Consider the following 24,548-nt stretch of genomic DNA (forward strand, 5'->3'; position numbering starts at 1 on the left):
GTCCCGACCGGTCCGGGACGGGTCCCGGACACCGGGCCGCACGGCCGGACGCGCGCCGTGCCGGAGCGGCCACCCGCTGTGCCCGAGGGGGTGATGTTCGTCATGACAGAGCCGCCAACCGCCCGTCGATTCCCGGCATATGGCGTCAGTGCCCGCCCTCCTCATTCCACCGCACCGGAGGCTACCGCTAGTGTCCCCGTCTGGCGGAGCGTCGCTCGTCGTCCCGCCGCGCCCTCGGGGGGAGGGAAGGAACCCGGACACATGCCCGTACCCGTACCGCACCAGCGCACCGCCCCCGCGGCGGAGACCGTCGCCACGGAGACCGCCGCCGACGGCGACCTCGTCCTGCTGGTGATCGAGGACGACCCGACCGGCACCTTCTCCGTACCCGAGCCCGCCGACACGGCCGGCTCCCGGATCCGTATCCGCAGCGCCCGCAACCTCACCGAGGCCGAGCGGCTGCTCACCGACGACGTCCACTGCGTCCTGGTCGACCTGGCACTGCCCGGCGGCCCGGCCGACGCCGAGCTGGGCGCGCTCCGCGAGGTGCTGCGCCTCGCCGACCGGCACGCCGTCCTGGCGCTGACCACGTCGGCCGACACCGAGCGCGCCGCCGAGGCCGTCCGGCTCGGGGCCCAGGACCATCTCTTCCGCGACGAGCTGGACGGCCGGCTGCTGCACCGCACCGTCAGATACGCGGTGGAGCGCAAGCGCGCCGACACCGTCCAGCGCAAGCTCTCCGAGTCACGGCTGCGCGCCCAGGAGAACGCCCGGCTGGAGCGCGGGCTGCTGCCCACTCCCCTCCTCGAAGGCTCCGACCTGCGCTTCGCCGCCCGCTACCGGCCCGGGCGCTCCCGCGCGCTGCTCGGCGGGGACTTCTACGACACGGTCCGCACCCCCGACGGCACGGTCCACGCGATGATCGGCGACGTCTGCGGCCACGGCCCCGACGAAGCGGCCCTCGGCGTGGAGCTGCGCATAGCGTGGCGCGCGCTGACCTTCGCGGGGCTGTGCGGGGACGAGCTGCTCTCGACGCTCCAGCGGGTGCTGGAGCACGAGCGGGAGAGCGAGGAGATCTTCGCGACGCTGTGCACGGTCGACATAGCGCCCGACGGACGGCGGGCGGGCATCTGCCTGGCCGGCCACCCCTCACCCCTGATCACCCGGGGCGGCCTGGCCGCACAGCTGCTGCCGCAGGGGAGCGGCGGCCCCGCGCTCGGTCTGCTGCCGCGCGCCCGCTGGCCCCGCCGCCAGGTGGAGCTGGGCGGGGCCTGGAGTCTGATGCTCTACACGGACGGGCTGATCGAGGGCCGCTCGGGCCCCGGCGAGAAGCAGCGCCTCGGCGACGAGGGAATGCTGAAGATGATCAACCGCAGGCTGTCGGCGGGGCTGGAGGGCGAGGCCCTGATCGAGTCGGCGGTGTCGGAGGCACGCGAACTCAACGGGGGCGAGCTGACCGACGATGTGGCGGTCCTGCTGCTGAGCAGGGGCTGAGCGAAGGGGCTCTCCCCGGGGAGAGCCCCTTCGGACTTCTACCGTCCGCCGTTGTACGGGCCATAGGGTCCGTCGCTGCTGGAGCCGCCGCCGCGCCGCCCTCGGCCGCCGCCGGAGACCTGCGCCAGCGCGGGCCTCACATCGACGAAGAAGACAATGGTCGCGATCAGTCCCGCGAGGGACAGGAACAGCATCGAGACGAACAGATTCACCGCGACGGTGACGCCGAGGATGACCAGCCAGAAGCTCTTGGTCTGCTTGTCCGCGGCGCGATAGGCGTCCTCACGGGCGAGGGCCGCCATGACCAGCGCGATCACGGCCGTGGTCAGACAGATCAAGTCCACGACGAGCCAGAGGGTGAACTCGAAATTCGTGCGCAACATGCTCGGCACCGCCTAGGCCTAGTGAGTGAGACAAGCGCCTCGCCGCCAACGTACCCGGAGAACGGGCCGGACACCCACAAAGGTGTCCGGCCCCCGCTCTCCCCCGCGCCTACTCGGCGGGCGGCGTGCTCTTCTTCGGGGCCGCCGCCTTGCGCTCGGCGGCCGGCTTGCGGGCCGCCGGCCTGGCCGGGCGGCCATTGGCCGACGTCGTCCCCGCGGGCTCGGTGCGCACCCGCTCCGTCTTCACAGGCTCCGTCTTCACGGACTCCCGCCGCACCGGCTCGGGCTCGACGGCCACGGCGATCTCCGTGATCTCCTCGGCCGCCTCGCCACGCCAGTTCCGCACCGTCTGCTCACCGTGCTCGGCGACCTTCTCATAGGTCTCCCGGGCCTTCACCGCGTACTCGGCGGCCACCCCGACCCCGCGCAGCGCGAGATCCTGAGCCGTCTCGCCGAACTTCTTGAAATCGGCGTCGAACCCGCCGAAGACCTCGTTGACCTTGGCCTGCACGGTGGCCTGGGCCTCCTTGGCCTGGCTGCTCACCTTCTCCTGCACAGCCTTGGGATCCGCGTTCCGCACGGCCTCGATCCGGCCGGGAGCCTCGGCGGCGAGCTGCTCCAGCAGCGCCGGAACCTTCCGGGCCTGCTGGACGGCGAGGTCGGCCGTGCCGGCGGCGAAGTAGAGGGGGGTGGGGTCGGTGAACGTCTTGCGGAGGTCATCGGTGATGGCCATTGCTGTGGTCCTCCTGGAACGCAGTTCAGTGTGAGGGTCGACCGGCCTGGGTCTCAGCCCACGGCACCCGGATCATCCGTGCCGGATTCCTTCCGCACCACGGACTCCCCGCCGGTCTTCAGTTCCGCCTCCGGCTCCGTACCCGGCTCCGGCTGCTTGCTCGCGTCCGGGTCGTCCGCCCCCGGCGCGGTCTCGAATCCGTTCTCCTTGCGGAAGGACTCGTAGATCTGGAGCAGAACGGCCTTCTGCCGCTCATTTATGGACGGGTCCGCGATGATCACGGCCCGCGTCTCCAACTCGTCCCGATCCCGCTCGTCAAGAATCCCGGCCCGCACGTACAGCGTCTCGGCGGAGATCCGCAGCGCCTTCGCGACCTGCTGCAACACCTCCGCGCTCGGCTTGCGCAGCCCGCGCTCGATCTGACTGAGATACGGATTGGACACCCCGGCGGCGTCGGCGAGCTGCCGAAGCGAGAGCTGAGCGTTGCGCCGCTGCTCGCGGAGGTACTCACCGAGATTGCCGACGTTGAGTGATGCCATGCCTCGATGGTGCACCACCCTTGCTAACTATTGCAAGCAGATGCTTGCAATAGTGTGTCGCGCCACAGACGGGAGCGCCACTCCTGCGGGTCCGCAGGCCGCGGTGCGGTCGCCCGCCGTCCTCCATGTCACCGGAGCGCGCGCAGCCACTCCGTGAGCGCCGCGAAGTCCGCGTCCCTGAGGCCGTGGCGGGGGTCGACGCGGTGGAGGAGGGCTCGGGACGGGTGGTGGTTCGTCACCCAGCTCCGGTCGGTGGGGGAGATCTCGTCGTCGACCCAGATGAAGGGGCGGCCGGCGGCGTGGGTGAGGAGGGGGCGGGTCTTCCAGTGGAGTCCGCCGGGCTCGCGGTCGTCGGGGGAGGGATCGGGCCAGACGACTACGGGGAGGGAGGGCAGACCGAGCAGAGGGGCGACGTATTCGTTCGCGTCGGCCATCCAGGTCGTCGCCCACACCAGCTCGCATCCCAGCGCCGTCAGTCGGGGCCCGTGCGCGGGATTGATCCTGGTCAGCAGGGGATTCCCGGTGGCTGTCGGCCGCCCGGGGCCCGGGTCGTACGTCGGGTAGCCGTCCGGGTACAGCCGGGGTGGCGCGCCGAAGGGAATGAGGGGGCCGTCGATGTCGAGAAAGAGAAGGGGAGATTGTCGCGGACCGGTCATGTCCGCACGGTAGCGGTTCGGCGGGTGGTCAGGGCCGCCAGTCACCGATCACCCGGGCCACGAGGCGGGGGTGGGGCCCACCAGGGCCGGCAGGGCTTTCTCCTCGCCCACAGGCCCCTGCGACGAGCGGAAAAACGGTGGACGCCGTCCGTACGGAGACCAGACTGGGGCCATGGTCGAATCGGAACCCAAGGATGTCCTTCGCTACTACCTCCAGTCCGCCCGCGACGCCCTGCTGTGGAAGCTCGAAGGGCTCTCGGAGTACGACGCGCGCCGCCCGCTGACGCCGACCGGGACGAATGTTCTGGGCCTGGTCAAGCATGTGGCAAGCATGGAGTTGGGCTATCTCGGCGACACCTTCGGGCGGCCGTCCGGGGAGCAGTTGCCGTGGATGGCGGAGGCGGCCGAGTCCAATGGCGACATGTGGGTCACGGCCGACGAGTCGCGCGAGGACGTCGTGGGGCTCTACCGCCGGGCGTGGGCGCACACGGACGCGACGATCGAGGCGCTGGAGCTGGACACGGTCGGCAGGGTGCCGTGGTGGCCGGACGGGCGGGACGAGGTGACGTTGAATCACGCTGTGATCCGCATGATCGCCGATACGCAGCGGCACGCCGGGCACGCCGACATCCTCCGCGAACTGCTTGACGGGGCCGTGGGGATGAATGAGAACAACACCGGCATGGCCTCGGGTGACCCGGCCTGGTGGGAGAGGCATCGCGACCGGGTGGAGAAGGCCGCCCGGGAAGCCGGTCGGGAACACGGCCGGGACGGCGAACCGGCCTAGTGTTTCGCTCATGACCGACCCATACAGGGACAACACGAACAACACAGACGGGACGGCGGGCGTGACCCTCCGTTTCCGGGAGGGGTCCGCCGCTCGGGTGCGGCTCCTCGATCGGTTCCGGTTCGATGCGGAGCGGGTGGAGTACGCGGTGGAGCTGCGGGCTCCCGGGATGAGTGCGCGCGTGGACGGGGTTGTGGCGTGGACGCTGGAGGCGGGGCTTCCGGGTTTTCTGGAGGAGCTGGCGGCGGGGTACCGGGGGTGGGAGGGGGAGCGGCGCTGGGAGACCGAGGACCGGGACCTGGTGGTGTCGGCCGTCTTCCGCTCACGGGGGCGGATCGGTCTGACGTGGACGCTTCGCCCGTGGCGGGAAGCCGATGGCGGCTGGAGCGCCTCGGTGACCACATGGCTGGAGGCCGGTGAGCAGATGGCGGCGCTGGCGGCGGACGTCCGGCACTTCCTCACCGGGGAACCGGAGCAGGAGAACTGACGCTCGATCAGAGATCGAGGCGGAATGTCCGGAATCCATAGTAGAGATTGAGCCACCGTCAGCCATAGCCCATCGAGGGCGCGTTCGGCGTCGATACGGGTCGGAAATTGCCGAACCGGGCTCGGCGGCGGGCCGCCGGGCGTACCTCACGGCCCGCCCCTGGGGGCCTGGAGCAGGAAAGTACGCGATGGACACGCCCCTGCGGCCAACCGCCCGAGCGGGGCCTCCCCGGGCGGGATTTGCCGATGAGAACGAGCCGATGGGAGCGCACCCATCGAGAATCAGCCAAGATCAACACCTTGCTGACCAGGCACTTTACTTGCCCTTGACCCGGTGGCAAGCTGACGGTCACTTCGGCCCCAGTGGCGACACCCTCAGTTCATCCCACCCGTCTCGACGGGCGATCGACGCTGGGCCGAATCCGGACATGTGAGTTCCCAGAAGCGGAGAAAGAGAATGAAGCGTCGCGTACGCAGTGCGGGGTTTGCGGTTTTGGTGGCGACGGGCATCGCCCTCACGATGTCGAGCGGCACGGCGCACGCTCAGGAGCAGCAGCCGCGCTCCGGCATTCTGTCCGGCGGCCTGATCAACATCAACGGACCGCTGATCTACAACACCGGCGACATCGACCTGATCGAGGATGTCTTCGAGCACATCAGCATCCCGATCCTGGGCCAGGCAGTCCACCAGATGTACGACTGGGCCAAGTTCGACGGCAAGCTCTTCAAGTAGCGGCATCGGGCGACGGTCCGCGAGGACCGCGCGCCCCGACAGCGGGCCCACCCGGCCGGCCGTACTCCCGTGCGGCCCCCGGCGTCGGGCGGGCCCGACGCCAGCGCCCCCGGCCCGGAAGGGCTCGGGGGCACTGTCAGCACCCGGGCCGGTGAACCCGGCCCCTGGCGGTGCGGGGACTAGCGGACGTCGATGGCGTCGCCGCCCGAGTTCACGGCCTGGGTGGTGGTGGTGCCGGCGAAGCTGTAGCGGTAGTCACCGTCGACGGTCGCCTTGACCGTGGTCTTCAGGTTGCCCTTCTTGTCCGTCTTCACGGTCTTGAGGGTGGAGTAGGCCTTGGTGCCCTTCTTGCGGAACTGGAGCTGCACCGGCTGGACGGTGTAGCCCGCGTACTTCATCGTCTCCCAGTTGACGCGGGTCAGCGCACCGGTGACGGTGAGGGTCTTGCCCTTCTTCACCGGCTCCGGCGAGGCGTTGACGGTGAGCTTGGCCGCGCGCTGGATGTTGAAGGACTTGAGGTTGTCCTTCATGGTGAGGTCACCGTCCGCGCCGTCCGCACTGGCGGCGACCTTCCAGTTCGTGCCGAAGGAGTTCTTGTACAGGTCCCACTCCGGCTCGACGACGAAGGTGACCGTGCAGGTGACCGTCTTACCGGTGCCGCACTTGGCGGAGTTCTCCACAGGGAAGACGAGGCCGTCTTCGTTACCGGCCGTGCCGTGCCAGATGTAGGCGTCGGCCGCCTCCACACCGGAGTTGTCGCTGGCCGTGAAGGTCACCTTGAACTTCGCGTTGCCGGTGCCGGCCGCGACGGGCTTGCCGCCGTTGACGACGACGTTCGAGACCTTGGTGTCGCCGAGCTGGATGTCGTCCGCGCCCTTGGCCGCGAACGCCGAACGGGGGGCGTCCGAGCCGGGCTTGTCGTCGGCCTGTGCGACCGGAGCGACCAGGGACGTGAGCGCCAGGGCGCCCGTCACGACGGCGGCAGATGCACGCATGCGCATATTTTTCCCAGTTCAGAGGGGGCTCCAAGACGCGACGCACGCGCCCTCTGGGTGCCCGGAGGTCTATGAGTCTGCTGACTCATCAAGTCCAGACAAGGGGGGTCTGTGAATGGTTGCATCAATGTATGAAGATTCTATGAGTGATAACGGGAGCCGAGCCGCCGAAGCGAGTCGCCACCGCCCTGAACTCGCCTCTTATCACCGGGTGATCGGCCGCCGAACCGCCCCGCACAGCGCCGCCCCACCCCCTGGCCGACCATTCTCGGCCAGCCCGCAACGCGGCGAGCGGGCACGGAGAACCCGACACGCCGAGAAGCGTGATCATTGAGTCACTCAGCGCACTCGCACCGCTCTCCCCTCATGAGGCTTCTGGCGTCATTCGGGCAGGTACGCCCCGCCGCCCCCGAACTCCCCGGCCCCCGCCCGGCACCGACGCCCCGGCATCCCGGTGAGCCCCGGACGGCCACCGGGCGCGCCACGTCCGCTCCAGCCCGGCCGATCCCCCGCCACCAGGGACTCTGCCCCTCCGGACCGTTGCCTCCGAAAGCGCTCCGGGGCCCACACCCGCCCGGCCGTCGCCCGCGACCGGCCGCCGGACGGGGCGGCAACGCCGGTACGGAAGGCCCGGAGCGTGCGGGAAGTGGCGTGAAGGGCCCGTTCGAAGGGGTGTGACCGGTGAGTACGATGCGCCGTATTCGATCAGTCGCATGGAGTGACCCGCCGTGCACGGGACGCTCAACACCCTCCCGCGAAGCAGCGGTTCGCAAAGCGCCGATCCGTACCCGCACCCGCAGCAGCACCCGCACCCATATCCGTCGCCCCCACCGGGCGTGCCGAGCGCGCCTCCGGATCCGGGTCCGATACCGCACCGCGGACCCGGCAGGCAGATTCGACAGAGCAGAGAGGTGGCCGAAGTGGGGCCCGAGCTGACCATTCCGCCGATCTTCTCCCCCATACCCCCCGCCATCCACCCCCGGCACGCCGCCATAGACGCCCAGACCTCCGCCTGGGCCGAGACCGTCGGCATCGGCACCGAAGAACTCCGCGCCCGGCTCGTCAGCCATGGCATCGGCACCTTCTCGGCCATGATCCTCCCCGACGGCCGCGACGAAGTCGTCTCCCTGCTCTCCGACTTCATCCTCTGGCTCTTCGGCGTGGACGACGGCTGCTGCGAGGAGAGCGACCTCGGACACCGCCCCGGAGATCTGATCGCGCTGCTGCACCGGCTGCTGCGCATCGCCCAGAACCCCGAGACACCACTGCTCGAACGGGACCCGCTCGCGGTCGGACTCCGCGATCTGCGCGCCAGGGTCTCCCGGTACGGCACCCACAGCCAGGCCGCCCGCTGGATCGACGCGCTGCGCGAGTACTTCTTCTCCGTCGCCTGGGAGGCCGAACACCGCCGCGCCGGCACCGTCCCCGGCCTGGACGACTACACGCTCATGCGGCTCTACGACGGGGCCACCACCGTCGTACTCCCCCTGCTGGAGATGGGCCACGGCTATGAACTCCAGCCCCACGAGCGCGACAGCCCCGCCACCCGGGCCGCCGCCGAGATGGCGTCCTTCATCATCACCTGGGACAACGACATCCTGTCCCACCACAAGGAGAGCCGGAGCAAGGGCTACTGGCTCAATGTGATCCGCGTACTGGAGCACCACCACGGCATGGCCCCCGACGAGGCGCTGGCCACCGCCGTGGCCCAGCGCGACCGGGTGATGTGCCGCTATCTGCGGCTGAAGGACGACCTCATGGCGACCGCCGGGCCGCAGCTGCGCCGCTATCTCACCAGTCTGACCCACTTCGTCCGGGCGGCGCAGGACTGGGGCATCAGCTCCGTCCGCTACACCACCCCGCACGACCCCGCCCAGTTGCCCACCTCCTTCAGCGACCGGCCCACCGACGACCGCGATCTGCCGCTGGGCATACCCGTCGTGGCCTGGTGGTGGGATCTGCCGACACTCACCGGCACACCGGGGGCCTGCACGGCCACGGCCACGGGGACGGGGACGGCCGAGCGGGTACGCCAGACCGCCACCGCCTGATCAGAGCGCGGGCCCCGCCAGTTCGGGCGGCAGCGGCCGGCGGTGCAGGACGTCCAGCCGGGAGACGGCGCGGGTGAGGACCACGTACAGCCGATGCGTACCGCGCGGCTCCGCGCCCACGATCGCGGCGGGTTCGACGGCGACGACATGCTCGTACTCCAGTCCCTTGGCGAGCGCGGCGGGGACCACCGTCACCCGGGCGGCGGCCCCGGCGGCCTCCGGCGTCCCGGCGACGGCCGTCTCGACGCCCGCGGCCGTCAGCGCCGCACGCAGAGCGCCGGTGCCGGGGCCGTCGGCGATGACCCCGATCGAGCCCTCGCGGGAGAGCGCGGCGCGCACCGCGGCGACGGTCGCGGCGGCGAGGTCGTCCGTCCGGCGGACCGTCAGCTCGCCACCCGCGCGCAGGGAGCAGGCCGGGGGCACCTCGACGCCGAGCGCGGGGAGCAGCCGGCCCGCGAAATCCACGATCGCGGCCGGGACGCGGAAGCCGGTGGTCAGCGGGATGACGGCGGCGTCCGGGCGGCCCAGGTGGGCTAGTTGGCCGGGCCAGGTCCGGGCGGCCCAGGGGGTGGTGCCCTGGGCGAGGTCGCCGAGGACGGTCAGCGAGCCGGAACCGGCGCGTCTGGCGATCGCGCGGCACTGCATCGGCGAGAGGTCCTGGGCCTCGTCCACGACGACATGGGCGAAGCCCTCCGGCCGTTCGATCAGCCCGGCCAACTCGTCGAGGAGCAGCAGATCGGCGGCGCTCCACCGCGCGGACCGGTGGGAGCGCGGCGGCCGGGCCCAGCGGATCGCCTCCCGCTCGGCCGGGGTGAGCGCGCCGTCGGCGGGGTCGGCGAGCAGCCCGGCGAGCACCTCCTCGGGGCGGGTCCTGGGCCAGACCTCGTCGACGAACGCGGCGACCGGGCGGGCGCGCCCGATCCGCCGGGCCCAGGTCTCGCCCCGGGGCCCGGCCCGGCGCTCCGCCCTGCGGCGCAGCGCCCGGACGGCGCGGCCCCGGACGCGTTCGCGGCCGACGGCGTACGGCGGGGCCTCGGCGCGCACCTCGGCGACGATGCCGGCCAGCTCTTCCCGCGGGATCCGCCAGCGGTAGGAGCCGTCGGGAACGGTGATCCCCTCGGCGGGCGGGGCGACCCTCGCGTACAGCGCCCGGTGCAGCACCCCGGCCATGCGCGCGTCGTGTTTGACGGCCTCGGCGGCGGGGTCGTCCTGGGCCCGGATCTCGTGGGCGGCGATCTCCTCGTCGATGGTCGACTGGCGGACGCCGCTCTCCCCGAGGGCGGGCAGGACTTCGGAGATGTACGCGAGGAAGGCGCGGCCGGGGCCGAGGACGAGCAGCCCGCCGCGCCGGACGCGCTGGGGGTGGGCGTAGAGGAGATAGGCGGCGCGGTGCAGGCCGACGGCGGTCTTCCCGGTGCCCGGCGCGCCCTGCACACAGAGGGAGCGGGTGGGTTCCGAGCGTACGAGGTCGTCCTGTTCGGGCTGGATGGTGGCGGCGATGTCGCGCATCGGGCCGAGGCGGGGGCGCTCGATCTCCCGGACCACGACGGCGCTGGGCACGGGACCCGTGCCGGGGCCGGAGCCCGGGGCGGGCAGGCTCAGCGGTTCGTCCTCGATGCCGGTGAGATCCGCCGGTTCACCGGTGGCGAAGGGGGCCCAGCCGAAGCGGCGGCGGACCGCGACGCCCTGGGGGTCGCGGGGGCTCGCCTGGTAGAAGGCGCGGGAGACGGGGGCCCGCCAGTCGATGACCAGGGGTGGCCTCAGGGGGTCTTCGGTGATCCGGCGGCGGCCGATGTGGTAGCTCTGCCCGCTGTGCTCCCCCGCCTGGGAGGCATCTGCGGCATCGGCGGCATCGGCGGCGGCGAAGTCCAGCCGGCCGAAGAACAGCGGACCTTCGGGTTCCGCGCGTAGTTCCTTTGCCAGACCGCGGAGATGGCGGCCGAGCACTTCGGCGTCGGCACCGGACGCGAAGGCGTTCTCTCCCGTACGGACGGAGCGCGCGGCGTCGTCGGTCATAGCGGAGAGGGCGGCGCGGCAGGCCTCGTGGTGGGCGCGCTCCTGGCACAGGGCATGGTCCAGGGCCTGGTCCAGGGCACGGCTGGGGGCATGGCTGGGGACATGGCTGAGGTCGGTCATTGCAGCGAGGCTAGCGTAACCGAGTTACATTTTTAACCGAGTTCAGGAATGTGGCTCCAGGCCGTCCTTGAGCTGCCCGAAGGCGATCCCGGCGGCCTCCACCGCGCCGGGGCGGACGAGGGCCGCGCTCTCCCCCGCCGCGATCCGCCGCCAGCTGTCCTCGGCGAGGATCCGCTGTACGGCGATGATCTGCCCGGCCGCCAGCCGCCCCCGGACACCGCCGCCGAGCGCCTCGGCGAGCGCGAGCTCCGAGCGGCCCTGGAAGGTGTGCAGCCGCGCGACCAGGCTCGGCGTCCCGTACAGCAGCCGGTGCAGGGCGAGCACCTCGGGCTCGTCGTTGACCCCGGTCACCGGGTCGTACCGGTCCAGACCCGCCAGGAAGTGGCGGTGCAGGGCGTCCAGCGGCGAGAGGCCCGGCGGCCGGCCGGCCACCACCCGGGCGGCCTCGCCCTCGTGGTCGGCCAGGCGGTGCAGTACCAGGTCCTCCTTGGCGGGGAAGTACCGGAAGAGGGTCGGCTTGGAGATCCCGGCGGCGGCGGCGATCTCGGCGACGGAGACCGGGCCGAAGCCCTTCGCGAGGAAGAGGGCGATCGCCGCGTCGGAGATCGCCTGATATGTCTGGCGCTTCTTGCGTTCCCGCAGGCCGCCGCCCGCCTCGTCACCGCTCATGGGGCCGAGCGTACGGGGCGGCCCGGCCGCGGGTGGGCCGCAGGTCTCAGACCTGGGGGCCGGCGGGGGTCTCCGCGTGGCCGTGCCGGGCGATCAGGGCGGACACACCGTCCAGGAGGATGCTCAGCCCGAGGGAGAACTCCCGGTCCGGGTCGTTCGGCTCAAGGAGGACGCCGGAGGCGAGGGCCCGGGCGACGGAGGGGTAGCGGGCCGGGTCCGCGAGGCGCTGGAGGGTGCGGCCGTAGCGGCGCATGACCTGGTCGGCGGTGAGTCCGGTGGAGTCGATCGCCGCGGCGAGGTCCGCCGTCACCAGCGCCTCGTCCCGGACGAACCCGGTGACCAGCATGATCACGTACAGCTTCTGGCCCTCGTCGAGGCCGGTCTCCTCCAGGGCCGCGAGCCCCTGCTCCCACCAGGCCACCGAGTTGGGGGTGGCGGGCGGCCCGGAGACGGGGATGCGCAGGACCCAGAGGTTGCGCCGCAGGGCCGCGCGGTGCGCCGCCGCCCAGGCCGCGAGCGCCTCGCGCCAGCCGGTGCCGGGGTCCGGGGCCGGGGGCGGCGGGCCCACGGCCGCCTCCAGCATCAGGATGTACAGCTCGCCCTTGGCCGCGACATAGCGGTAGAGGGACATGGTCGAGACGCCCAGCTCCTTGGCGACCCGGCCCATCGAGACCGCGTCGAGCCCCTCCGCCGCCGCCAGGGCGACCGCGGCGGCCACGATCCGCTCCAGGCTCAGCCCGGGACGGGGCCCCTTGGCGGGGCGCCCGCGCAGGCCCCACGCGGCTTCGATGCTGGCGGGCAGACCCGTGTCCGCCTCGCTGCTGTCCCTCATCACACCCCTCGCCCTCGGCCGTCGGCTTGACGCCCATCCTAGTAATGCGTAACCCTTACGCAATAACGCGTATGGCATACGCAGAAGGGTTGGCCATGTATCGACGGCGCACCTCGCCCACCGCCCACACCTCTCGCACCAGGTCCCGCACCGCCTCGCACGAACCCCACCGGCCCGACGCACCGGCCATCGAGGCCATCGGCCTCCGGAAGTCCTTCGGGCCCGTCCGGGTCCTGACCGGAGTCGATTTCCAGGTGGAGAGGGGCGAGGTCTTCTCCCTCCTCGGGCCCAACGGCGCGGGCAAGACCACCACCGTCCGCATCCTCTCCACGCTCACCGCCCCGGACGGCGGCCTGGCGCGCGTCGCCGGGCGCGACGTCGTCGCCGAGCGCGCGGCGGTCCGCCGCGTGATCAGCCTGACCGGGCAGTTCGCGGCGGTGGACGAGAAGCAGACGGCCGAGGAGAACCTCCGGATGACGGCCCGGCTCAGCGGTCTCTCCCGGCCGGCCGCGCGCCGCCGGGCCGCCGAGCTGCTGGAGCGCTTCGATCTGACCGCAGCCGCCCGCCGCCGGGCGGAGACGTACTCCGGCGGCATGCGCCGGCGGCTCGACCTCGCCGCCGGGCTGGTCGGCGAACCGGAGGTGATCTTCCTCGACGAGCCGACGACCGGGCTCGACCCGCGCAGCAGGGCAGGGCTGTGGGAGGTGGTGCGCGAGCTGTCGGCGGCGGGCTCAACGGTGTTTCTGACCACGCAGTATCTGGAGGAGGCCGACCGGCTGGCCGACCGGATCGCGCTGGTCGACGGCGGCCGGCTGATCGCGCAGGGCTCGGCCGACGAGCTCAAGGCGAGGGTCTCGGGGCACCGTCTCGACCTCGTCGCCGCCGGCACGGAGGCGTATCTGCGGATCGCCTCGCGGGTGGCACCGGAGACCGGTCGGCCGCGGCCCGGGGGAGCGCCCCAGGCGGGCGGGCCCTGGCAGATCCAGCACTCCCCCGACAGCCTGACCCTCACCCTCCCCACGGGCGGCGGCGCGGACGAGGTCCGGGCGCTGCTGGACCGGGCCGATCCCGAGCGGTGCGATGTGGTCCGCTTCTCGGTGGAGCAGGCCACTCTCGACGAGGTCTTCCTCGCCCTGACCGGCCGGGAGGCCGCACCCCACCAGGAGGCCGCCCATGTCTGACGCCCTCGGCCCGATCGGTCGGACGGTGACGATGACCGGCCGCCGGATCCGGATCAGCGCCCGCAACATCGACGCCGTCATCACCTCGCTGCTGCTGCCGCTGATGCTGATGGCCGTCTTCATCTATCTCTTCGGCGGCGCGATCGACACCGGCACCGCCTATGTCACCTATGTCGTCCCCGGCATCCTCGTGCTCTGCGCCGCCTTCGGCGGGTCCACCACCGCCATCGGGGTGACCGAGGACATGAAGGGCGGCATCATCGACCGCTTCCGCTCGCTCGGGGTGGGCGGTACGTCGATCCTGGCCGGCCATGTCGTCGCCAGCACCCTGCGCAATCTCATCTCCACGGCGCTGGTGCTGGGCGCGGCCCTGCTGATCGGCTTCCGCCCCGCCGCGTCCCCGGCCGGCTGGCTGGCGGCGGCGGGGCTGCTGACCGCCTTCGTGGTGGCGATCTCCTGGCTCTCCACGGCGGTCGGACTGCTGGCCCGCACCCCGGAGGCGGCGAGCGGGTTCAGCTTCTTCATGGTCTTCCTGCCCTATCCGAGCAGCGCGTTCGTCCCGATCGACACCATGCCCGGCTGGCTGCACGGCTTCGCGGAGCACCAGCCGGTGACCCCGCTGATCGAGTCCCTGCGCGGGCTGCTGCTCGCCGAGCCGGTGGGGAACGAGCCCTGGGTCGCACTGGCGTGGTGCGCGGGGATCCTCACGCTGTCGACGGCCGCGTCGGCGGCCCTGTTCCGGGTACGGAACCGATGAGGCCCGCACCCCGAGCCCGGGTCTCAGAACGGCCGTCCTGGGACCCGGGCGTCACGGACCCGGCCAGAACCCGTCAGAAGGCCGCGCGGACCGCGCCGACCTCCGCGCCGCCGCCGAGCAGCGGCGAGCGGCCGATCCGGGAGACCACCGGGGAGTCGACCCCCAGCAGCTCCAGCGCCCGGCCGAGCACCGGGCCCAGCGCCCGGCCCGAACCGTCGTCGATCTTGAAGGCGAGGGCCCGGCCGTCGGGGAGCGCCATCGCCTGCACGGCCTCCGCGCCCATCTTGGCGAGCGTCCCCGGCACCTCGCGCATCAGCCAGGTGTCCGGACGGCGGGTGCCCGCCACATACTCCGGGTGGGCCCGCATCGCGTCCGCGACCCGGCGCTCGGCCGAGCCCGGCTCCGCCAGCACCAGGGAGCGGAACCCCCGGGCGAGCCCGGTGAGGCTGATCGCCGACAGCGGCGCACCGCAGCCGTCGGTGCCGACGGCCGCGACCGGCTCCCCGGCGGCCTCCTCGACCACGGTGTGGACGAGCCGCTGGAGGGGGTGGGCGGGGTCGAGATAGCTCGCGCGGTCCCAGCCGCCCCGGGCGCAGGCCGCGAGCATCGCGGTGTGCTTGCCCGAGCAGTTCATGACGATCCTGTCGCGCACCCGTCCCGAGGCGAGATAGCTCTCGGCCTCGACCGGGTCCAGCGGCAGATCGGGCGGGGTCTGGAGTTCGTCGGCGCTCAGCCCGTGCTCGTCGAGCATGGTGCGGACGAGACCGAGGTGGAAGTCCTCGCCGGAGTGGCTGGCGGCGGCCAGCGCGAGACGCTCGCCGGACAGGTCGAGACCGGCCCGGAGCACGGCGGCGGCCTGGAAGGGCTTGTTGCAGGAGCGCGGGAAGACCGGGGCCGCCGGGTCGCCCAGCGCGAACTCCACCCGGCCGTCGGCGGCGAGGACGACCAGGGAGCCGCGATGGTGGCCCTCGACGAAGCCTGAGCGTACGACCTCGGCGAGGACCGGGGGTATGGCGTGGGCGGCGGCGGTGGTCATGGTCGATCTCCAGGCGGGGGGTGAGAACCCGCTCCCGGAAGGATCGCTTCAGGTCAGCAGGTCGTCGACTTGGGCTTCTCCCTCACGGTACCTGCGGGCGATCTCCGCGCTGCAATCGTCGGCGGTGCGCTGGAGCAGCTGACGACGGCCGGAGACCTGCTGCTCGTAGCGGATCAGCCGGCCCGTCCCGGCGAGCAGCTCCTCGTCCGTACGGGCGGTCAGATCGGACAGCTCCACATCGGCGAGCATGTCGGAGGCGAGCCTCCGGTACTCCTCGCCGTGCGGGGGCGAGAGCGTCACATGCCGGGCCGAGGTGCGGTGCCGCGAGGGGGTGTCGGCGAGGATCTCGGAGAGCCGGTCGACGACGAGACGGTCCACCACGAGCCGGTCCACCGGCGGGGCCGGCGGCCGGGCGCGCCGGGCCAGCTCGGCGCGGAGGATGTCGATCCGGCCGTGCAGCAGCCGCCGTACATAGCTGAGGTCGGCCTCGTCGCGCTGGGAGTCCCGGCGCAGGGCGCGCAGCTCCGGCAGGCGCAGGGCGCGCAGATCGTACTGCGGCGGGTCCGGGAGCGCGCCCGGGAGCGCGCCCGCGGTGGTGCGCTGCTGGGGCGGCCGGGGCACCGGGGGGAGGGGGGCGGTCACCGTCGCGAGGGCGGCCGGGGCCGCCGGCGGCGTGCAGGGACCGGCCGGCTGCCCGGTTCCAGATGTGCTCATATGCGTAATTCCGTCCCCTTGACCGGTGCGGCACCCCGCCTTTGTGCATCGTGCCACTCCGCCGCCTTCCGACGCAGGTGCTCTGCACCCGTTCAGCCCCAGATAGGTTGGTCTGTATGCGTGCGGTGGTGCAGAGGGTGGACGGCGCGAGCGTCGTCGTGACGGACGAGTCCGGGTCCGAGACGGTCGGCGAGATCGTCGGCGAAGGACTGTGTGTGCTGGTGGGGGTCACTCATGAGGACACCCCGGAGCAGGCGGAGCGGCTGGCCCGCAAGCTCTGGTCGCTGCGGATCCTGGAGGGTGAGAAGTCCTGCTCGGACGTGAATGCGCCCTTGCTGGTGATTTCGCAGTTCACTCTCTACGGGGACGCCCGGAAGGGCCGTCGCCCCACCTGGAACGCGGCGGCCCCGGGGCCGGTGGCCGAGCCGCTGGTGGCCGAGGTGGTCGCGCGGCTGCGGGAGTTGGGCGCTCGGGTGGAGACGGGCAGGTTCGGCGCGAGCATGCGGGTCTCGCTGACGAACCAGGGCCCGTTCACGGTGATAGTGGACCTCTGAGCCCCGGCCCCTCGGTCTCCGAGGGGCCGGGGCTCCGGGGGTCAGGGCTCGACCACGGTCTCCTGGGCCGCTGCCGTCTCCCCGGCCATCAGCTCCGCATCGACCGGCACATTCCGCTTCACCAGCGCGAGCGCGATCGGCCCCAGCTCGTGATGGCGCGCGGAGCTGGTGACGAAGCCCAACTGGCGGCCGTCCTGGCCCTCGGAGGCGAGCCGTACCGGGGTGCCGGGGCCGGGCAGATGGACCTCGCTGCCGTCCAGGTGGAGGAAGACCAGCCGGCGCGGCGGCTTGCCCAGGTTCTGCACCCGGGCGACGGTCTCCTGACCCCGGTAGCACCCCTTCTGGAGGTGGACGGCGGTGCCGATCCACCCCAGCTCGTGCGGGATGGTGCGGTGGTCGGTCTCGAAGCCGACGCGGGGCCGGTGGCCCTCCACGCGCAGCGCCTCGTACGCCAGGATCCCGGCCGGCGGGCCGTGGAGGGCGGCGTACTCCTCAAGGTCGGCGCGGGGCAGGAAGAGATCCCGGCCGTACGCGGTCTCCCGCACGGCGGCGCCCTCCGGGGTCGTGGCGATCGAGCCGGCGGGGAGGTGGACCAGGGCGATGTCGTCGGTGCGGTCGGCGACCTCCACCCGGTAGAAGAACTTCATCGACTCCAGATAGGCGATCAGCGCCGGGGCTCCGCCGGACTCGACGTGCGCCCAGACCGTGGTGCCGTCGTCGACGAGATAGAGCGCGTGCTCGATGTGCCCGTTGGCGGAGAGGACCAGCGCCTCGGTGGCCTGTCCGGCCGGGAGGTCGGTCATGTACTGGGTGAGCAGCAGATGCAGCCAGCTCAGCCGGTCGTCGCCGGTGACGGTGACGACGCCCCGGTGGGAGAGGTCGACCAGCCCTTGGCCGGCGGCGAGGGCGCGCTGTTCGCGGAAGAGGTCGCCGTAGTGCGCGGCGACGCCTTCGTCGGCGCCCTCGGCGGGCACGGCGCCGGGCAGGGACAGCAGTGGGCTCTTCACGGTGGCCATGGGGAAAGCCTACGACTCGGTAGTTGAAGCCCCAGCCGTGCAGTCGCCACAACGGCCGAAGATCGCGAAGTGCTTCATGTCGGTGTCGAACCCGAAGGTCTCGCGGAGCTTCGCGGTGAAGTCGGCGGCGACCTCGACATCGGCCTCGATCACACCGGTGCAGTCACGGCAGACGAGGTGGATGTGGTGATGGCGGTCGGCGAGGTGGTACGTGGGGGCTCCGTGGCCGAGATGCGCGTGGGAGACCAGGCCCAGCTCCTCCAGCAGCTCCAGGGTCCGGTAGACGGTGGAGATGTTGATGCCGGAGGCGGTCTTGCGCACTTCGCGAAGAATGTCGTCCGGGGTGGCGTGCTCCAGCGCGTCGACCGCCTCCAGGACAAGCTGGCGCTGGGGGGTCAGCCGGTAGCCGCGCTGCCGCAGATCACTCTTCCAGTCGGTGCTCACCACGCCCCCAGTGTAGGCGGGAGAGCGGCACGGGCCTCTTGCCGCGAGCCGCTCTCCCCGCTCTCGCCGGGGTCCGGGCCGGAAGGGCCCGGGGCATTCCTACTTGAAGAAGGCGATTCCGTCGTCCGGGAGGTCGCCGAGGTCCTTGGCCCAGTTCTCGACCTGCTCGGGGGTGACGACCTTCTTCAGATGCGCCGACATGTACGGCCGGAGCGGAACCTCGGGGGTGGCCTTCTCGCCCACCCACATCAGATCGCTCTTCACATAGCCGTAGAGCCGCTTGCCGCCGCTGTACGGGCCGGAGGCGGCGGTACGGGCGACGGCGTCGGTGACCAGGTCGATCTGCGGCTTCTGGTCGGCCAGCTCGCCGTACCAGATCTCCACGATGCCCTGGTCACGGACCATGACGACCTCGACCTTGCGGTCCTTGTCGACACGCCAGTAGCCGTGCTCGCTCTCCAGCGGCCGGACCTTGTTGCCCTCGGCGTCGAGGACCCAGCTGTGCGAGACGTACTCCAGGAAGTCCCGGCCGTCGTGGCTGAAGGTCACGGACTGGCCGAAGTTGCACTTCTCGGAGCCGGGGAAGTCGGAGACGCCCGCGCCCTCCCAGGTGCCGAGGAGGAAGAAGAGAGGGACGAGGTCCGGGTTCAGGTCGGACGGAATCTCGATCATGAGCAGCTCTGGCGATCTGTAGTACGTCGGCGGGGTACGCCGTCGGGCGGTGGCAGGGGGATCCGCGCGTGCCGCTAGCGCTGGCCCTGGTACAGCTTCTTCACGGCCAGGAAGGCGAAGGCGGTGACGCCGATGCAGACCAGGACCAGCAGGGCTTCGAAGAATGCCTCAAGCACGGGTGCTCCTCGGATGAGCGGTGGGCAGGACGGCTCGACAGTGAGTCGGGGTCCGGCACCAGCCTAATGGGTGGGGGCCCGGGGATCCCGGTGAGGTCGCCCCGCCCGGCGGCCGGGACGACCTGGGGGTACGGGCGGGGCGCGGGCAGGGCGCGCATGGGGCGCGCACTAGAGTTCGGGCATGGCGAAAAAGCTCGTGATCAAGGTGACCGCAGGCGCGGACGCGCCCGAGCGCTGCTCGCAGGCCTTCACGGTGGCGGCGGTCGCCGTGGCCAGCGGGGTGGAGGTGTCCCTCTGGCTGACCGGCGAGTCCTCGTGGTTCGCGCTGCCGGGCCGCGCCGCCGGGTTCGAGCTGCCGCACGCCGCCCCGCTGCCCGATCTGCTCGACTCGATCCTGGCCGCCGGACAGATCACCCTGTGCACCCAGTGCGCGGCGCGCCGGGAGATCACGGAGGCGGATGTGCTGGAGGGCGTACGGATCGCGGGGGCCCAGGTCTTCGTCAGCGAGATCATGCCGGACGGTGTGCAGGCACTCGTCTACTGACGGTCCGCCGACGGTCTACTGACGGTCGTCCGAGCCCGGGCGGCGGCGCTTGCCGTCCAGCTCGTCCCACCACTCGTCGGACTGGGGATCGCCGGAGGGATCGTCCCACCAGCGGTCCTCCGGGCCCCGCCGGTTGGCGATCATCGCCGCGACCGGCGGGATGACCATGGCGACGACGCACATGGCGACGGCCGCCGGCACCGACCAGAGGCGTACGAGGGCCCAGGCGGAGACGAAGAGGAACAGGCATCCGCCCATCAGCAGGAAATAGACACGCCGACGCCGCGCGTACATGCCTCCAGGGTACGGCGCGGAGCCTGTCCCGCACCCTGCGGAGACGCGGCGCTCCGGCGGCACGACCGAAGGGCCGCACCCCGATCCAGTGGCGTCCAACCCCCTGGGGTGCGGCCCTTCGGCCGTTCGGTGTGACCTCCGGACGGTGTCCCGGGGTCACCCGCGATCGCGGTGCCGGCGCTCAGACCGCGATAGCGACCTCTGCCAGACCACCGGTCTGCGCGACGACCGTACGGTCCGCCGTGCCGCCCGGCACCAGGGCGCGCAGCGTCCAGGTGCCCTCGGCAGCGTAGAAACGGAACTGTCCGGTGGCCGAGGTCGGGACCTCGGCGGTGAACTCGCCGGTCGAGTCCAGCAGACGGACGTAGCCGGTGACGGGCTCGCCGTCGCGGGTCACCTGTCCCTGGATCGTCGTCTCACCGGGCTTGATCGTCGAGGCGTCGGGGCCGCCGGCCTTCGCTCCACACATACTCTCAGCTCTCCAAATGTCCGCGGGTCGGGGTTACTTGCCGGCGCCGAGCTCGATCGGCACGCCGACCAGGGAGCCGTACTCGGTCCACGAGCCGTCGTAGTTCTTGACGTTCTCGACACCGAGCAGCTCGTGCAGGACGAACCAGGTCAGGGCCGAGCGCTCGCCGATACGGCAGTAGGCGATGGTGTCCTTCGCCAGGTCGACCTGCTCGTCGACGTAGAGCGCCTTCAGGGCGTCGTCCGACTTGAAGGTGCCGTCGTCGTTGGCGTTCTTGGACCACGGGATGTTGCGGGCGCTGGGCACGTGGCCGGGGCGCTGCGACTGCTCCTGCGGGAGGTGCGCCGGGGCGAGCAGCTTGCCGCTGAACTCGTCGGGGGAGCGCACGTCGACCAGGTTCTGGGTGCCGATCGCGGCGACGACGTCGTCACGGAAGGCGCGGATCGCCGAGTTCTGCGGCTTGGCCTTGTACTCGGTGGCCGGGCGCGTCGGGACGGCCTCGACCAGGTCGCGGGAGTCCAGCTCCCACTTCTTGCGGCCGCCGTCGAGCAGCTTGACGCTGTCGTGGCCGTAGAGCTTGAAGTACCAGTACGCGTAGGAGGCGAACCAGTTGTTGTTGCCGCCATAGAGGATCACGGTGGTGTCGTTCGCGATGCCCTTGGCCGAGAGGAGCTTCTCGAAGCCCTCCTGGTCGATGAAGTCACGGCGGACCGGGTCCTGGAGGTCCTTGGTCCAGTCGATCCGGATCGCGTTCGTGATGTGGTTCTTCTCGTAGGCCGAGGTGTCCTCGTCGACCTCGACAATGGCGACCTGCGGGTCATTGAGGTGGGCCTCGACCCAGTCGGCGTCGACCAGGACGTCGCTGCGGCTCATGCTGTTTCTCCTCCGGGGCAGTGTGCGGCGGGTGGTACGAAAAACGCTGCGCGGGTACACGTCGGGAGCGGCGTACCGCACGAGGGGCGGCCCTGATCAGAGAGGTCGAAGGGCCGGAGGGAAGGGAGCGCGGGCGCTCTCTTTCAGACGAGGCGACAGAGCATGGCGGCGACGCGGCACAGGTCGACTGCCCGCCGCTTCGTGAGATCCGCCTGTCGCTGCTTCATAGGGCCGATCGTAGGGACGGATCGGGGGCAATGTCACCGGTGTGTCGAATATTGAGACGCGATCGTCCGGTATTTGATACGAAAGAGGGGCGCGCGCGGCTCGAAGGGGGCGCGTTGCCAGCTCACGCGCCCTGGCTTCTGCCCATCGGACAGCGTTGTCTCACCATGCGGCCATACGGCCCTGAACCCGGCCCGGCGGGCGCGGACCCGGCGCGGACCCGGCGCGGAACCTTCTGCGGAGCCGGGCACGCGGGGTTCTGTAATGGTCGTTCAATCCAGTAAATTCAGGAGAATGCAGACCAGGACACGGCAGCAGACGGACCCGGCATCCGACGACCGGCCCGGCACCCGGGAGCGGATCGTCCGGGCGGCCTCCACACTGATGCAGCGGCAGGGGTACGACGGCACCGGGATCAAGCAGATCGCCCAGGAGGCCGGGGCGACCCTGGGCTCCGTCTACCACTTCTTCCCCGGCGGCAAGCAGGAGCTGGCCGTCGCCGCCGTGCACCGGGGCGACGAGGAGTTCACCGGCATCCTGGGGGAGACCCTGGCCGCCGAAGGCACCCTCGGCGAGGCCCTCGAAGCGCTCACCCGGAGCCTCGCCGACGGGCTGCGGGAGTCCGGCTGGGCCGACGGCTGCCCGGTCACCGCGACCTCGCTGGGGACGGCCGCGCGCTTCCCCGACATCCAGCACGCCGCCGCCGAGGCGTTCACCCGCTGGCAGGGGCTCGTCGCCGAACGCCTCCTCGCCTCGGGCATGGCCGAGGAGACCGCGCGGGAGCTGGCCGTCACCGTGGTCAGCACCCTGGAGGGCGCGGAGCTGGCCGCCCAGGTCTGCCAGGACGAGCGCCCGCTGCTGCTCGCAGGGCGCCATCTCGCGGAGCTGATCGCGCTCCACCGGTAGCCCCCGGAGCCCCGGGCCGACAGGACGACAGGACGACAGGACGGGCTAACCGGCGAGGCCGACGTCCTTGCCGGTGCCCATGATCTTCAGACCGCTCTCGGTCGCCTCCAGCCGGTCGAGGACGATCCCGGCCGGCATCCCCTCGATCTTCAGCTCGTGGTCGACGGCCTCGCGCAGCTGGTCCTCGAAGCCCGGCACCGGCAGCTCCGGCAGGGAGTCGGCCTTCAGCCGCAGCGCGCCGGACTCGCTCAGCTCGACCGTGCTGTAGGCGGTGATCTTCTGGTCCCCGACCAGCGTCTCGATCGCCGCGGGGACCGGGATGCCCGCGCCCTTGAGCAGATCCACCAGCGGGCCGACCAGCTTGACCTGGTTCTTCGCGGCCCGCTCGGCCCCCGCCCAGCCGATGGACGCGCCCTTGGGGGCGGCATGGCTCAGATCCTTGTACGCGATGTGGGCGGAGCCCTCGGCCCGGGAGGCCACGGCGGAGCTGTAGTCCGCGCCGATCCGCACCCCGGTCAGCTCGGCCCTGACGTCGGTGACCTCGACGGTCCGGTCGCCGGTCCCCGCGGTGATGTCGGAGAGCGCGATGTCGACCTCGTCGAGGTTCTTGTCCATGACCTGGGTGAGGAAGGGGAAGCCCTTGATCGACACCTCGGGGGTGGCGGGCAGGCCCTGCCGGGCCTTGACCTTCTCGGCCACCTGGGACTCCGCGATATTGACCGCGAGACGGTCCACACCGGTGAAGACGATGCCGAGGATCACGGCGATGATCAGAAGTATTCGCAGTGCGCGCATTGTCCGGTGTCCCCCACTGATGTGTCCGACTTCCGCGCCCCCTCCCCCGGTCCGGGGGCTCCCGGCCGACGACGCCTTCTCGGTACTCATCGACGTACGGGCACGGCCAATGGTTCCGTACGGCCCGGGCGGGGGCGTCTCCGGCCCCGCCCGGGCCGCCTCGGTGCGGCTAGGGCGCGAAAACGCGGCCGAGGAGATAGATCCCGGGCGCGGCGGCGGTCAGCGGCAGCGCCACCCCGGCCGTGAAGTGCACGAAGCGGGAGGGGTAGTCGTAGCTCGCCACCCGCAGTCCGACCAGGGCGAGCACGCCGGCCACGAGCCCCAGCAGCGCTCCCTGGGAGGAGCCGACGACGGTCATCCCGCCGGCGGCGAGCCCCGCGCCCGCGCCCGCCAGCAGCGCCAGCGCCATGGACGCGACGGCGGGCAGCGGCAGCGCGCGGACCACGACGGCCGCGGCGACCGCGATACCGCCGGTGATCACGGCGTAGTCGGCGGCGGCCAGGAAGCCGGTCGCGAGGACGGCGAGCGCCGCCGAGACGACCGTCGCCATCAGTCCCTGCATCCGCTCGTCCGCGCCCGCGGCGCTGCGCAGCTGGAGCACGAGGATGAGCAGCACCCAGATGCCGAGCGTGCCGAGGATCGCGGCGGGCGCGTGCTCCTTGCCGACCCCGAGCAGTACGGCGTCCGCGACGAGACCGCCCGCGAAGGCGAGCGCGATGCCCTGGCGGGCGGGCCACATGCCGTTCAGCCGGAACCATCCGGCGGCGGTGACCGCCTGGAGCAGTACGAGCGGGACCAGCAGCCCGTACGAGCCGATGCCCGCGCCGACCGCGAGCAGCAGTCCGAGCCCGGCGGTCAGGGCGGCGGGCTCGATGCCCGGCGGGATGATCGGCGAGCGGCCCTCGGCGCGGGCGCGCTGGGCGTCGGTGATCCGGGCGTTCCCGCCCATCGTCGGGGCGCTGTAGCCGGCGGGCGGCTCGGGGGCGGGCGCGGCCGGTACCGGGGCCGGGGGCGGGTAGGCCGCCGCCGGGTTCTCGGGCGGCAGCGCGTGCGAGCCGGTCCGGACGGGCGGGCCGCTCCGGACGGGCGGGCCGCTCCGGACGGGCGGGAGATAGGCGGTCTCCTCGGCGGCGGGGGCCGGGGGCGCGTGGTGCTCGGGGGTTATCGTCGGCTGGTACTGGGTGTCCCAGGTCTCCCCCTCCCAGGTCTGCGCCGCGCCGTCCTGCTGCGGGGCGTAAGGGTCCTGGTACTGCTGCTGGGGCTGGGGCTGATATTGCGGCTGCCCCTGGTACTGGCCCTGATACGGGTCGTACTGTCCCTGGTACGGCGGCTGCTGCTGGTACGGCTGCTGGTGCTGCGGCTGCCCGTACGGATACTGCTGATCACTGCTCATGCTGT

The 24,548-nt window shown here is 71.9% G+C and carries 29 protein-coding genes; 10 read left to right on the forward strand and 19 right to left on the reverse strand.

Features of this window, described 5'->3' with window-relative positions; translation table 11 throughout:
* Positions 1 to 261 precede the first annotated feature (261 nt).
* Positions 262 to 1,494: a PP2C family protein-serine/threonine phosphatase gene (locus ABD371_RS31820; protein ID WP_344484783.1), complete on the forward strand. Its 1,233-nt coding sequence runs from the start codon at positions 262 to 264 to the stop codon at positions 1,492 to 1,494.
* 38 nt (positions 1,495 to 1,532) lie between these two features.
* Here the strand turns inward: ABD371_RS31820 and ABD371_RS31825 are convergent, their stop codons facing one another.
* The 4 genes from ABD371_RS31825 to ABD371_RS31840 form a co-directional block, all read right to left on the reverse strand.
* On the reverse strand, positions 1,533 to 1,877 hold the full coding sequence (locus ABD371_RS31825; RefSeq protein WP_344484786.1) for a DUF2516 family protein: 345 nt from the start codon (positions 1,875 to 1,877) through the stop codon (positions 1,533 to 1,535).
* 109 nt (positions 1,878 to 1,986) lie between these two features.
* Entirely contained in the window at positions 1,987 to 2,610 is a 624-nt protein-coding gene (locus ABD371_RS31830) for a hypothetical protein (protein WP_344484789.1), read from the reverse strand.
* A 53-nt stretch (positions 2,611 to 2,663) separates the two neighbouring features.
* Positions 2,664 to 3,149 (reverse strand): helix-turn-helix domain-containing protein, encoded by a 486-nt coding sequence (locus ABD371_RS31835; RefSeq protein WP_344484792.1) that lies wholly within the window; start codon positions 3,147 to 3,149, stop codon positions 2,664 to 2,666.
* A gap of 128 nt (positions 3,150 to 3,277) precedes the next feature.
* Entirely contained in the window at positions 3,278 to 3,805 is a 528-nt protein-coding gene (locus ABD371_RS31840) for an HAD domain-containing protein (RefSeq protein ID WP_344484795.1), read from the reverse strand.
* Positions 3,806 to 3,977: 172 nt separating this feature from the next.
* Here ABD371_RS31840 and ABD371_RS31845 point away from each other — a divergent pair, with 172 nt between their 5' ends.
* From ABD371_RS31845 to ABD371_RS31855, 3 genes are all read left to right on the forward strand, one after another.
* On the forward strand, positions 3,978 to 4,592 hold the full coding sequence (locus tag ABD371_RS31845; protein ID WP_344484798.1) for a DinB family protein: 615 nt from the start codon (positions 3,978 to 3,980) through the stop codon (positions 4,590 to 4,592).
* A gap of 10 nt (positions 4,593 to 4,602) precedes the next feature.
* Positions 4,603 to 5,079, forward strand: a complete 477-nt coding sequence (locus ABD371_RS31850) for a DUF6228 family protein (RefSeq protein ID WP_344484801.1) — start codon at positions 4,603 to 4,605, stop codon at positions 5,077 to 5,079.
* A 495-nt stretch (positions 5,080 to 5,574) separates the two neighbouring features.
* Positions 5,575 to 5,811, forward strand: coding sequence for a hypothetical protein (locus tag ABD371_RS31855; RefSeq protein ID WP_344484804.1), 237 nt, complete (start codon positions 5,575 to 5,577; stop codon positions 5,809 to 5,811).
* 179 nt (positions 5,812 to 5,990) lie between these two features.
* On the opposite strand, the gene ABD371_RS31860 is transcribed toward ABD371_RS31855, so the two are convergent.
* Positions 5,991 to 6,806, reverse strand: coding sequence for a calcium-binding protein (locus ABD371_RS31860; RefSeq protein WP_344484807.1), 816 nt, complete (start codon positions 6,804 to 6,806; stop codon positions 5,991 to 5,993).
* A 920-nt stretch (positions 6,807 to 7,726) separates the two neighbouring features.
* Between ABD371_RS31860 and ABD371_RS31865 the strand changes: the two genes are divergently transcribed.
* A complete protein-coding gene (locus ABD371_RS31865; RefSeq protein ID WP_344484810.1) occupies positions 7,727 to 8,857 on the forward strand; it encodes a selina-4(15),7(11)-diene synthase in 1,131 nt (376 codons plus the stop codon).
* On the opposite strand, the gene ABD371_RS31870 is transcribed toward ABD371_RS31865, so the two are convergent.
* The 3 genes from ABD371_RS31870 to ABD371_RS31880 are packed head-to-tail and all read right to left on the reverse strand — an operon-like array spanning position 8,858 to position 12,494.
* Positions 8,858 to 10,993, reverse strand: a complete 2,136-nt coding sequence (locus ABD371_RS31870) for a HelD family protein (RefSeq protein WP_344484813.1) — start codon at positions 10,991 to 10,993, stop codon at positions 8,858 to 8,860.
* A 42-nt stretch (positions 10,994 to 11,035) separates the two neighbouring features.
* Entirely contained in the window at positions 11,036 to 11,662 is a 627-nt protein-coding gene (locus ABD371_RS31875; RefSeq protein WP_344484815.1) for a TetR/AcrR family transcriptional regulator, read from the reverse strand.
* A 46-nt stretch (positions 11,663 to 11,708) separates the two neighbouring features.
* Positions 11,709 to 12,494 (reverse strand): TetR/AcrR family transcriptional regulator, encoded by a 786-nt coding sequence (locus ABD371_RS31880; RefSeq protein WP_344484818.1) that lies wholly within the window; start codon positions 12,492 to 12,494, stop codon positions 11,709 to 11,711.
* Between the two features lie 95 nt (positions 12,495 to 12,589).
* On the opposite strand from ABD371_RS31880, the gene ABD371_RS31885 reads away from it, so the two are divergent.
* Together ABD371_RS31885 and ABD371_RS31890 are read left to right on the forward strand one after the other, a co-directional pair.
* Positions 12,590 to 13,675 (forward strand): ATP-binding cassette domain-containing protein, encoded by a 1,086-nt coding sequence (locus ABD371_RS31885; protein ID WP_344484965.1) that lies wholly within the window; start codon positions 12,590 to 12,592, stop codon positions 13,673 to 13,675.
* Complete coding sequence (locus tag ABD371_RS31890; protein ID WP_344484822.1) at positions 13,668 to 14,432, forward strand: ABC transporter permease; 765 nt, start codon at positions 13,668 to 13,670, stop codon at positions 14,430 to 14,432. Before ABD371_RS31885 ends, ABD371_RS31890 begins: the two co-directional genes overlap by 8 nt.
* Positions 14,433 to 14,505: 73 nt before the next feature.
* On the opposite strand, the gene ABD371_RS31895 is transcribed toward ABD371_RS31890, so the two are convergent.
* On the reverse strand, positions 14,506 to 15,468 hold the full coding sequence (locus tag ABD371_RS31895; RefSeq protein WP_344484825.1) for an asparaginase: 963 nt from the start codon (positions 15,466 to 15,468) through the stop codon (positions 14,506 to 14,508).
* 48 nt (positions 15,469 to 15,516) lie between these two features.
* Positions 15,517 to 16,182 carry an RsiG family protein gene (locus tag ABD371_RS31900; protein ID WP_344484828.1) on the reverse strand — a complete coding sequence of 222 codons (666 nt, stop codon included), beginning with the start codon at positions 16,180 to 16,182 and terminating at the stop codon, positions 15,517 to 15,519.
* A 116-nt stretch (positions 16,183 to 16,298) separates the two neighbouring features.
* On the opposite strand from ABD371_RS31900, the gene dtd reads away from it, so the two are divergent.
* A complete protein-coding gene (gene dtd, locus ABD371_RS31905) occupies positions 16,299 to 16,736 on the forward strand; it encodes a D-aminoacyl-tRNA deacylase (protein ID WP_344484831.1) in 438 nt (145 codons plus the stop codon).
* Between the two features lie 41 nt (positions 16,737 to 16,777).
* On the opposite strand, the gene ygfZ is transcribed toward dtd, so the two are convergent.
* The 3 genes from ygfZ to ABD371_RS31920 all read right to left on the reverse strand — a co-directional run bounded on the left by ygfZ (position 16,778) and on the right by ABD371_RS31920 (position 18,868).
* Positions 16,778 to 17,743, reverse strand: a complete 966-nt coding sequence (gene ygfZ, locus ABD371_RS31910; RefSeq protein ID WP_344484968.1) for a CAF17-like 4Fe-4S cluster assembly/insertion protein YgfZ — start codon at positions 17,741 to 17,743, stop codon at positions 16,778 to 16,780.
* Positions 17,744 to 17,761: 18 nt separating this feature from the next.
* The gene (locus tag ABD371_RS31915; protein ID WP_344484834.1) at positions 17,762 to 18,199 is read right to left on the reverse strand and encodes a Fur family transcriptional regulator; all 438 of its coding nucleotides are present in this window, start codon (positions 18,197 to 18,199) and stop codon (positions 17,762 to 17,764) included.
* Positions 18,200 to 18,295: 96 nt separating this feature from the next.
* The gene (locus ABD371_RS31920) at positions 18,296 to 18,868 is read right to left on the reverse strand and encodes a heme-binding beta-barrel domain-containing protein (RefSeq protein WP_344484837.1); all 573 of its coding nucleotides are present in this window, start codon (positions 18,866 to 18,868) and stop codon (positions 18,296 to 18,298) included.
* 357 nt (positions 18,869 to 19,225) lie between these two features.
* Here ABD371_RS31920 and ABD371_RS31925 point away from each other — a divergent pair, with 357 nt between their 5' ends.
* Complete coding sequence (locus tag ABD371_RS31925) at positions 19,226 to 19,588, forward strand: DsrE family protein (RefSeq protein ID WP_344484840.1); 363 nt, start codon at positions 19,226 to 19,228, stop codon at positions 19,586 to 19,588.
* A 15-nt stretch (positions 19,589 to 19,603) separates the two neighbouring features.
* On the opposite strand, the gene ABD371_RS31930 is transcribed toward ABD371_RS31925, so the two are convergent.
* From ABD371_RS31930 to ABD371_RS35900, 4 genes are all read right to left on the reverse strand, one after another.
* Positions 19,604 to 19,882: a DUF3099 domain-containing protein gene (locus tag ABD371_RS31930; protein WP_344484843.1), complete on the reverse strand. Its 279-nt coding sequence runs from the start codon at positions 19,880 to 19,882 to the stop codon at positions 19,604 to 19,606.
* 181 nt (positions 19,883 to 20,063) lie between these two features.
* Positions 20,064 to 20,351, reverse strand: a complete 288-nt coding sequence (locus ABD371_RS31935; protein WP_127832476.1) for a DUF1416 domain-containing protein — start codon at positions 20,349 to 20,351, stop codon at positions 20,064 to 20,066.
* Positions 20,352 to 20,384: 33 nt separating this feature from the next.
* Positions 20,385 to 21,224: a sulfurtransferase gene (locus ABD371_RS31940; RefSeq protein ID WP_190126418.1), complete on the reverse strand. Its 840-nt coding sequence runs from the start codon at positions 21,222 to 21,224 to the stop codon at positions 20,385 to 20,387.
* Positions 21,225 to 21,367: 143 nt separating this feature from the next.
* Positions 21,368 to 21,451, reverse strand: coding sequence for a putative leader peptide (locus tag ABD371_RS35900; RefSeq protein ID WP_360651805.1), 84 nt, complete (start codon positions 21,449 to 21,451; stop codon positions 21,368 to 21,370).
* A gap of 292 nt (positions 21,452 to 21,743) precedes the next feature.
* Here ABD371_RS35900 and ABD371_RS31945 point away from each other — a divergent pair, with 292 nt between their 5' ends.
* Positions 21,744 to 22,355 carry a TetR/AcrR family transcriptional regulator gene (locus ABD371_RS31945; protein WP_344484849.1) on the forward strand — a complete coding sequence of 204 codons (612 nt, stop codon included), beginning with the start codon at positions 21,744 to 21,746 and terminating at the stop codon, positions 22,353 to 22,355.
* Between the two features lie 45 nt (positions 22,356 to 22,400).
* On the opposite strand, the gene ABD371_RS31950 is transcribed toward ABD371_RS31945, so the two are convergent.
* Both ABD371_RS31950 and ABD371_RS31955 read right to left on the reverse strand, forming a co-directional pair.
* Positions 22,401 to 23,150, reverse strand: a complete 750-nt coding sequence (locus tag ABD371_RS31950) for an LmeA family phospholipid-binding protein (RefSeq protein ID WP_344484851.1) — start codon at positions 23,148 to 23,150, stop codon at positions 22,401 to 22,403.
* 169 nt (positions 23,151 to 23,319) lie between these two features.
* Positions 23,320 to 24,543: a hypothetical protein gene (locus ABD371_RS31955; protein ID WP_344484854.1), complete on the reverse strand. Its 1,224-nt coding sequence runs from the start codon at positions 24,541 to 24,543 to the stop codon at positions 23,320 to 23,322.
* Positions 24,544 to 24,548: the final 5 nt, after the last annotated feature.

The organism is Streptomyces amakusaensis (genome assembly GCF_039532665.1).
Taxonomy (GTDB): Bacteria; Actinomycetota; Actinomycetes; order Streptomycetales; family Streptomycetaceae; genus Streptomyces; species Streptomyces amakusaensis.

Bases quoted from the DNA above. Each gene is read 5' to 3' on its own strand.
- ABD371_RS31835 (WP_344484792.1), bottom strand. From the start codon at position 3,149: ATGGCATCACTCAACGTCGGCAATCTCGGTGAGTACCTCCGCGAGCAG.
- ABD371_RS31840 (WP_344484795.1), bottom strand. From the start codon at position 3,805: ATGACCGGTCCGCGACAATCTCCCCTTCTCTTTCTCGACATCGACGGC.
- ABD371_RS31830 (WP_344484789.1), bottom strand. From the start codon at position 2,610: ATGGCCATCACCGATGACCTCCGCAAGACGTTCACCGACCCCACCCCC.
- ABD371_RS31875 (WP_344484815.1), bottom strand. From the start codon at position 11,662: ATGAGCGGTGACGAGGCGGGCGGCGGCCTGCGGGAACGCAAGAAGCGC.
- ABD371_RS31900 (WP_344484828.1), bottom strand. From the start codon at position 16,182: ATGAGCACATCTGGAACCGGGCAGCCGGCCGGTCCCTGCACGCCGCCG.
- ABD371_RS31895 (WP_344484825.1), bottom strand. From the start codon at position 15,468: ATGACCACCGCCGCCGCCCACGCCATACCCCCGGTCCTCGCCGAGGTC.
- dtd (WP_344484831.1), top strand. From the start codon at position 16,299: ATGCGTGCGGTGGTGCAGAGGGTGGACGGCGCGAGCGTCGTCGTGACG.
- ABD371_RS35900 (WP_360651805.1), bottom strand. From the start codon at position 21,451: ATGAAGCAGCGACAGGCGGATCTCACGAAGCGGCGGGCAGTCGACCTG.
- ABD371_RS31955 (WP_344484854.1), bottom strand. From the start codon at position 24,543: ATGAGCAGTGATCAGCAGTATCCGTACGGGCAGCCGCAGCACCAGCAG.
- ABD371_RS31925 (WP_344484840.1), top strand. From the start codon at position 19,226: ATGGCGAAAAAGCTCGTGATCAAGGTGACCGCAGGCGCGGACGCGCCC.
- ABD371_RS31885 (WP_344484965.1), top strand. From the start codon at position 12,590: ATGTATCGACGGCGCACCTCGCCCACCGCCCACACCTCTCGCACCAGG.
- ABD371_RS31930 (WP_344484843.1), bottom strand. From the start codon at position 19,882: ATGTACGCGCGGCGTCGGCGTGTCTATTTCCTGCTGATGGGCGGATGC.
- ABD371_RS31890 (WP_344484822.1), top strand. From the start codon at position 13,668: ATGTCTGACGCCCTCGGCCCGATCGGTCGGACGGTGACGATGACCGGC.
- ABD371_RS31935 (WP_127832476.1), bottom strand. From the start codon at position 20,351: ATGTGTGGAGCGAAGGCCGGCGGCCCCGACGCCTCGACGATCAAGCCC.
- ABD371_RS31825 (WP_344484786.1), bottom strand. From the start codon at position 1,877: ATGTTGCGCACGAATTTCGAGTTCACCCTCTGGCTCGTCGTGGACTTG.
- ABD371_RS31950 (WP_344484851.1), bottom strand. From the start codon at position 23,150: ATGCGCGCACTGCGAATACTTCTGATCATCGCCGTGATCCTCGGCATC.
- ABD371_RS31870 (WP_344484813.1), bottom strand. From the start codon at position 10,993: ATGACCGACCTCAGCCATGTCCCCAGCCATGCCCCCAGCCGTGCCCTG.
- ABD371_RS31820 (WP_344484783.1), top strand. From the start codon at position 262: ATGCCCGTACCCGTACCGCACCAGCGCACCGCCCCCGCGGCGGAGACC.
- ABD371_RS31860 (WP_344484807.1), bottom strand. From the start codon at position 6,806: ATGCGTGCATCTGCCGCCGTCGTGACGGGCGCCCTGGCGCTCACGTCC.
- ABD371_RS31920 (WP_344484837.1), bottom strand. From the start codon at position 18,868: ATGATCGAGATTCCGTCCGACCTGAACCCGGACCTCGTCCCTCTCTTC.
- ABD371_RS31945 (WP_344484849.1), top strand. From the start codon at position 21,744: ATGCAGACCAGGACACGGCAGCAGACGGACCCGGCATCCGACGACCGG.
- ABD371_RS31940 (WP_190126418.1), bottom strand. From the start codon at position 21,224: ATGAGCCGCAGCGACGTCCTGGTCGACGCCGACTGGGTCGAGGCCCAC.
- ABD371_RS31845 (WP_344484798.1), top strand. From the start codon at position 3,978: ATGGTCGAATCGGAACCCAAGGATGTCCTTCGCTACTACCTCCAGTCC.
- ABD371_RS31880 (WP_344484818.1), bottom strand. From the start codon at position 12,494: ATGAGGGACAGCAGCGAGGCGGACACGGGTCTGCCCGCCAGCATCGAA.
- ABD371_RS31850 (WP_344484801.1), top strand. From the start codon at position 4,603: ATGACCGACCCATACAGGGACAACACGAACAACACAGACGGGACGGCG.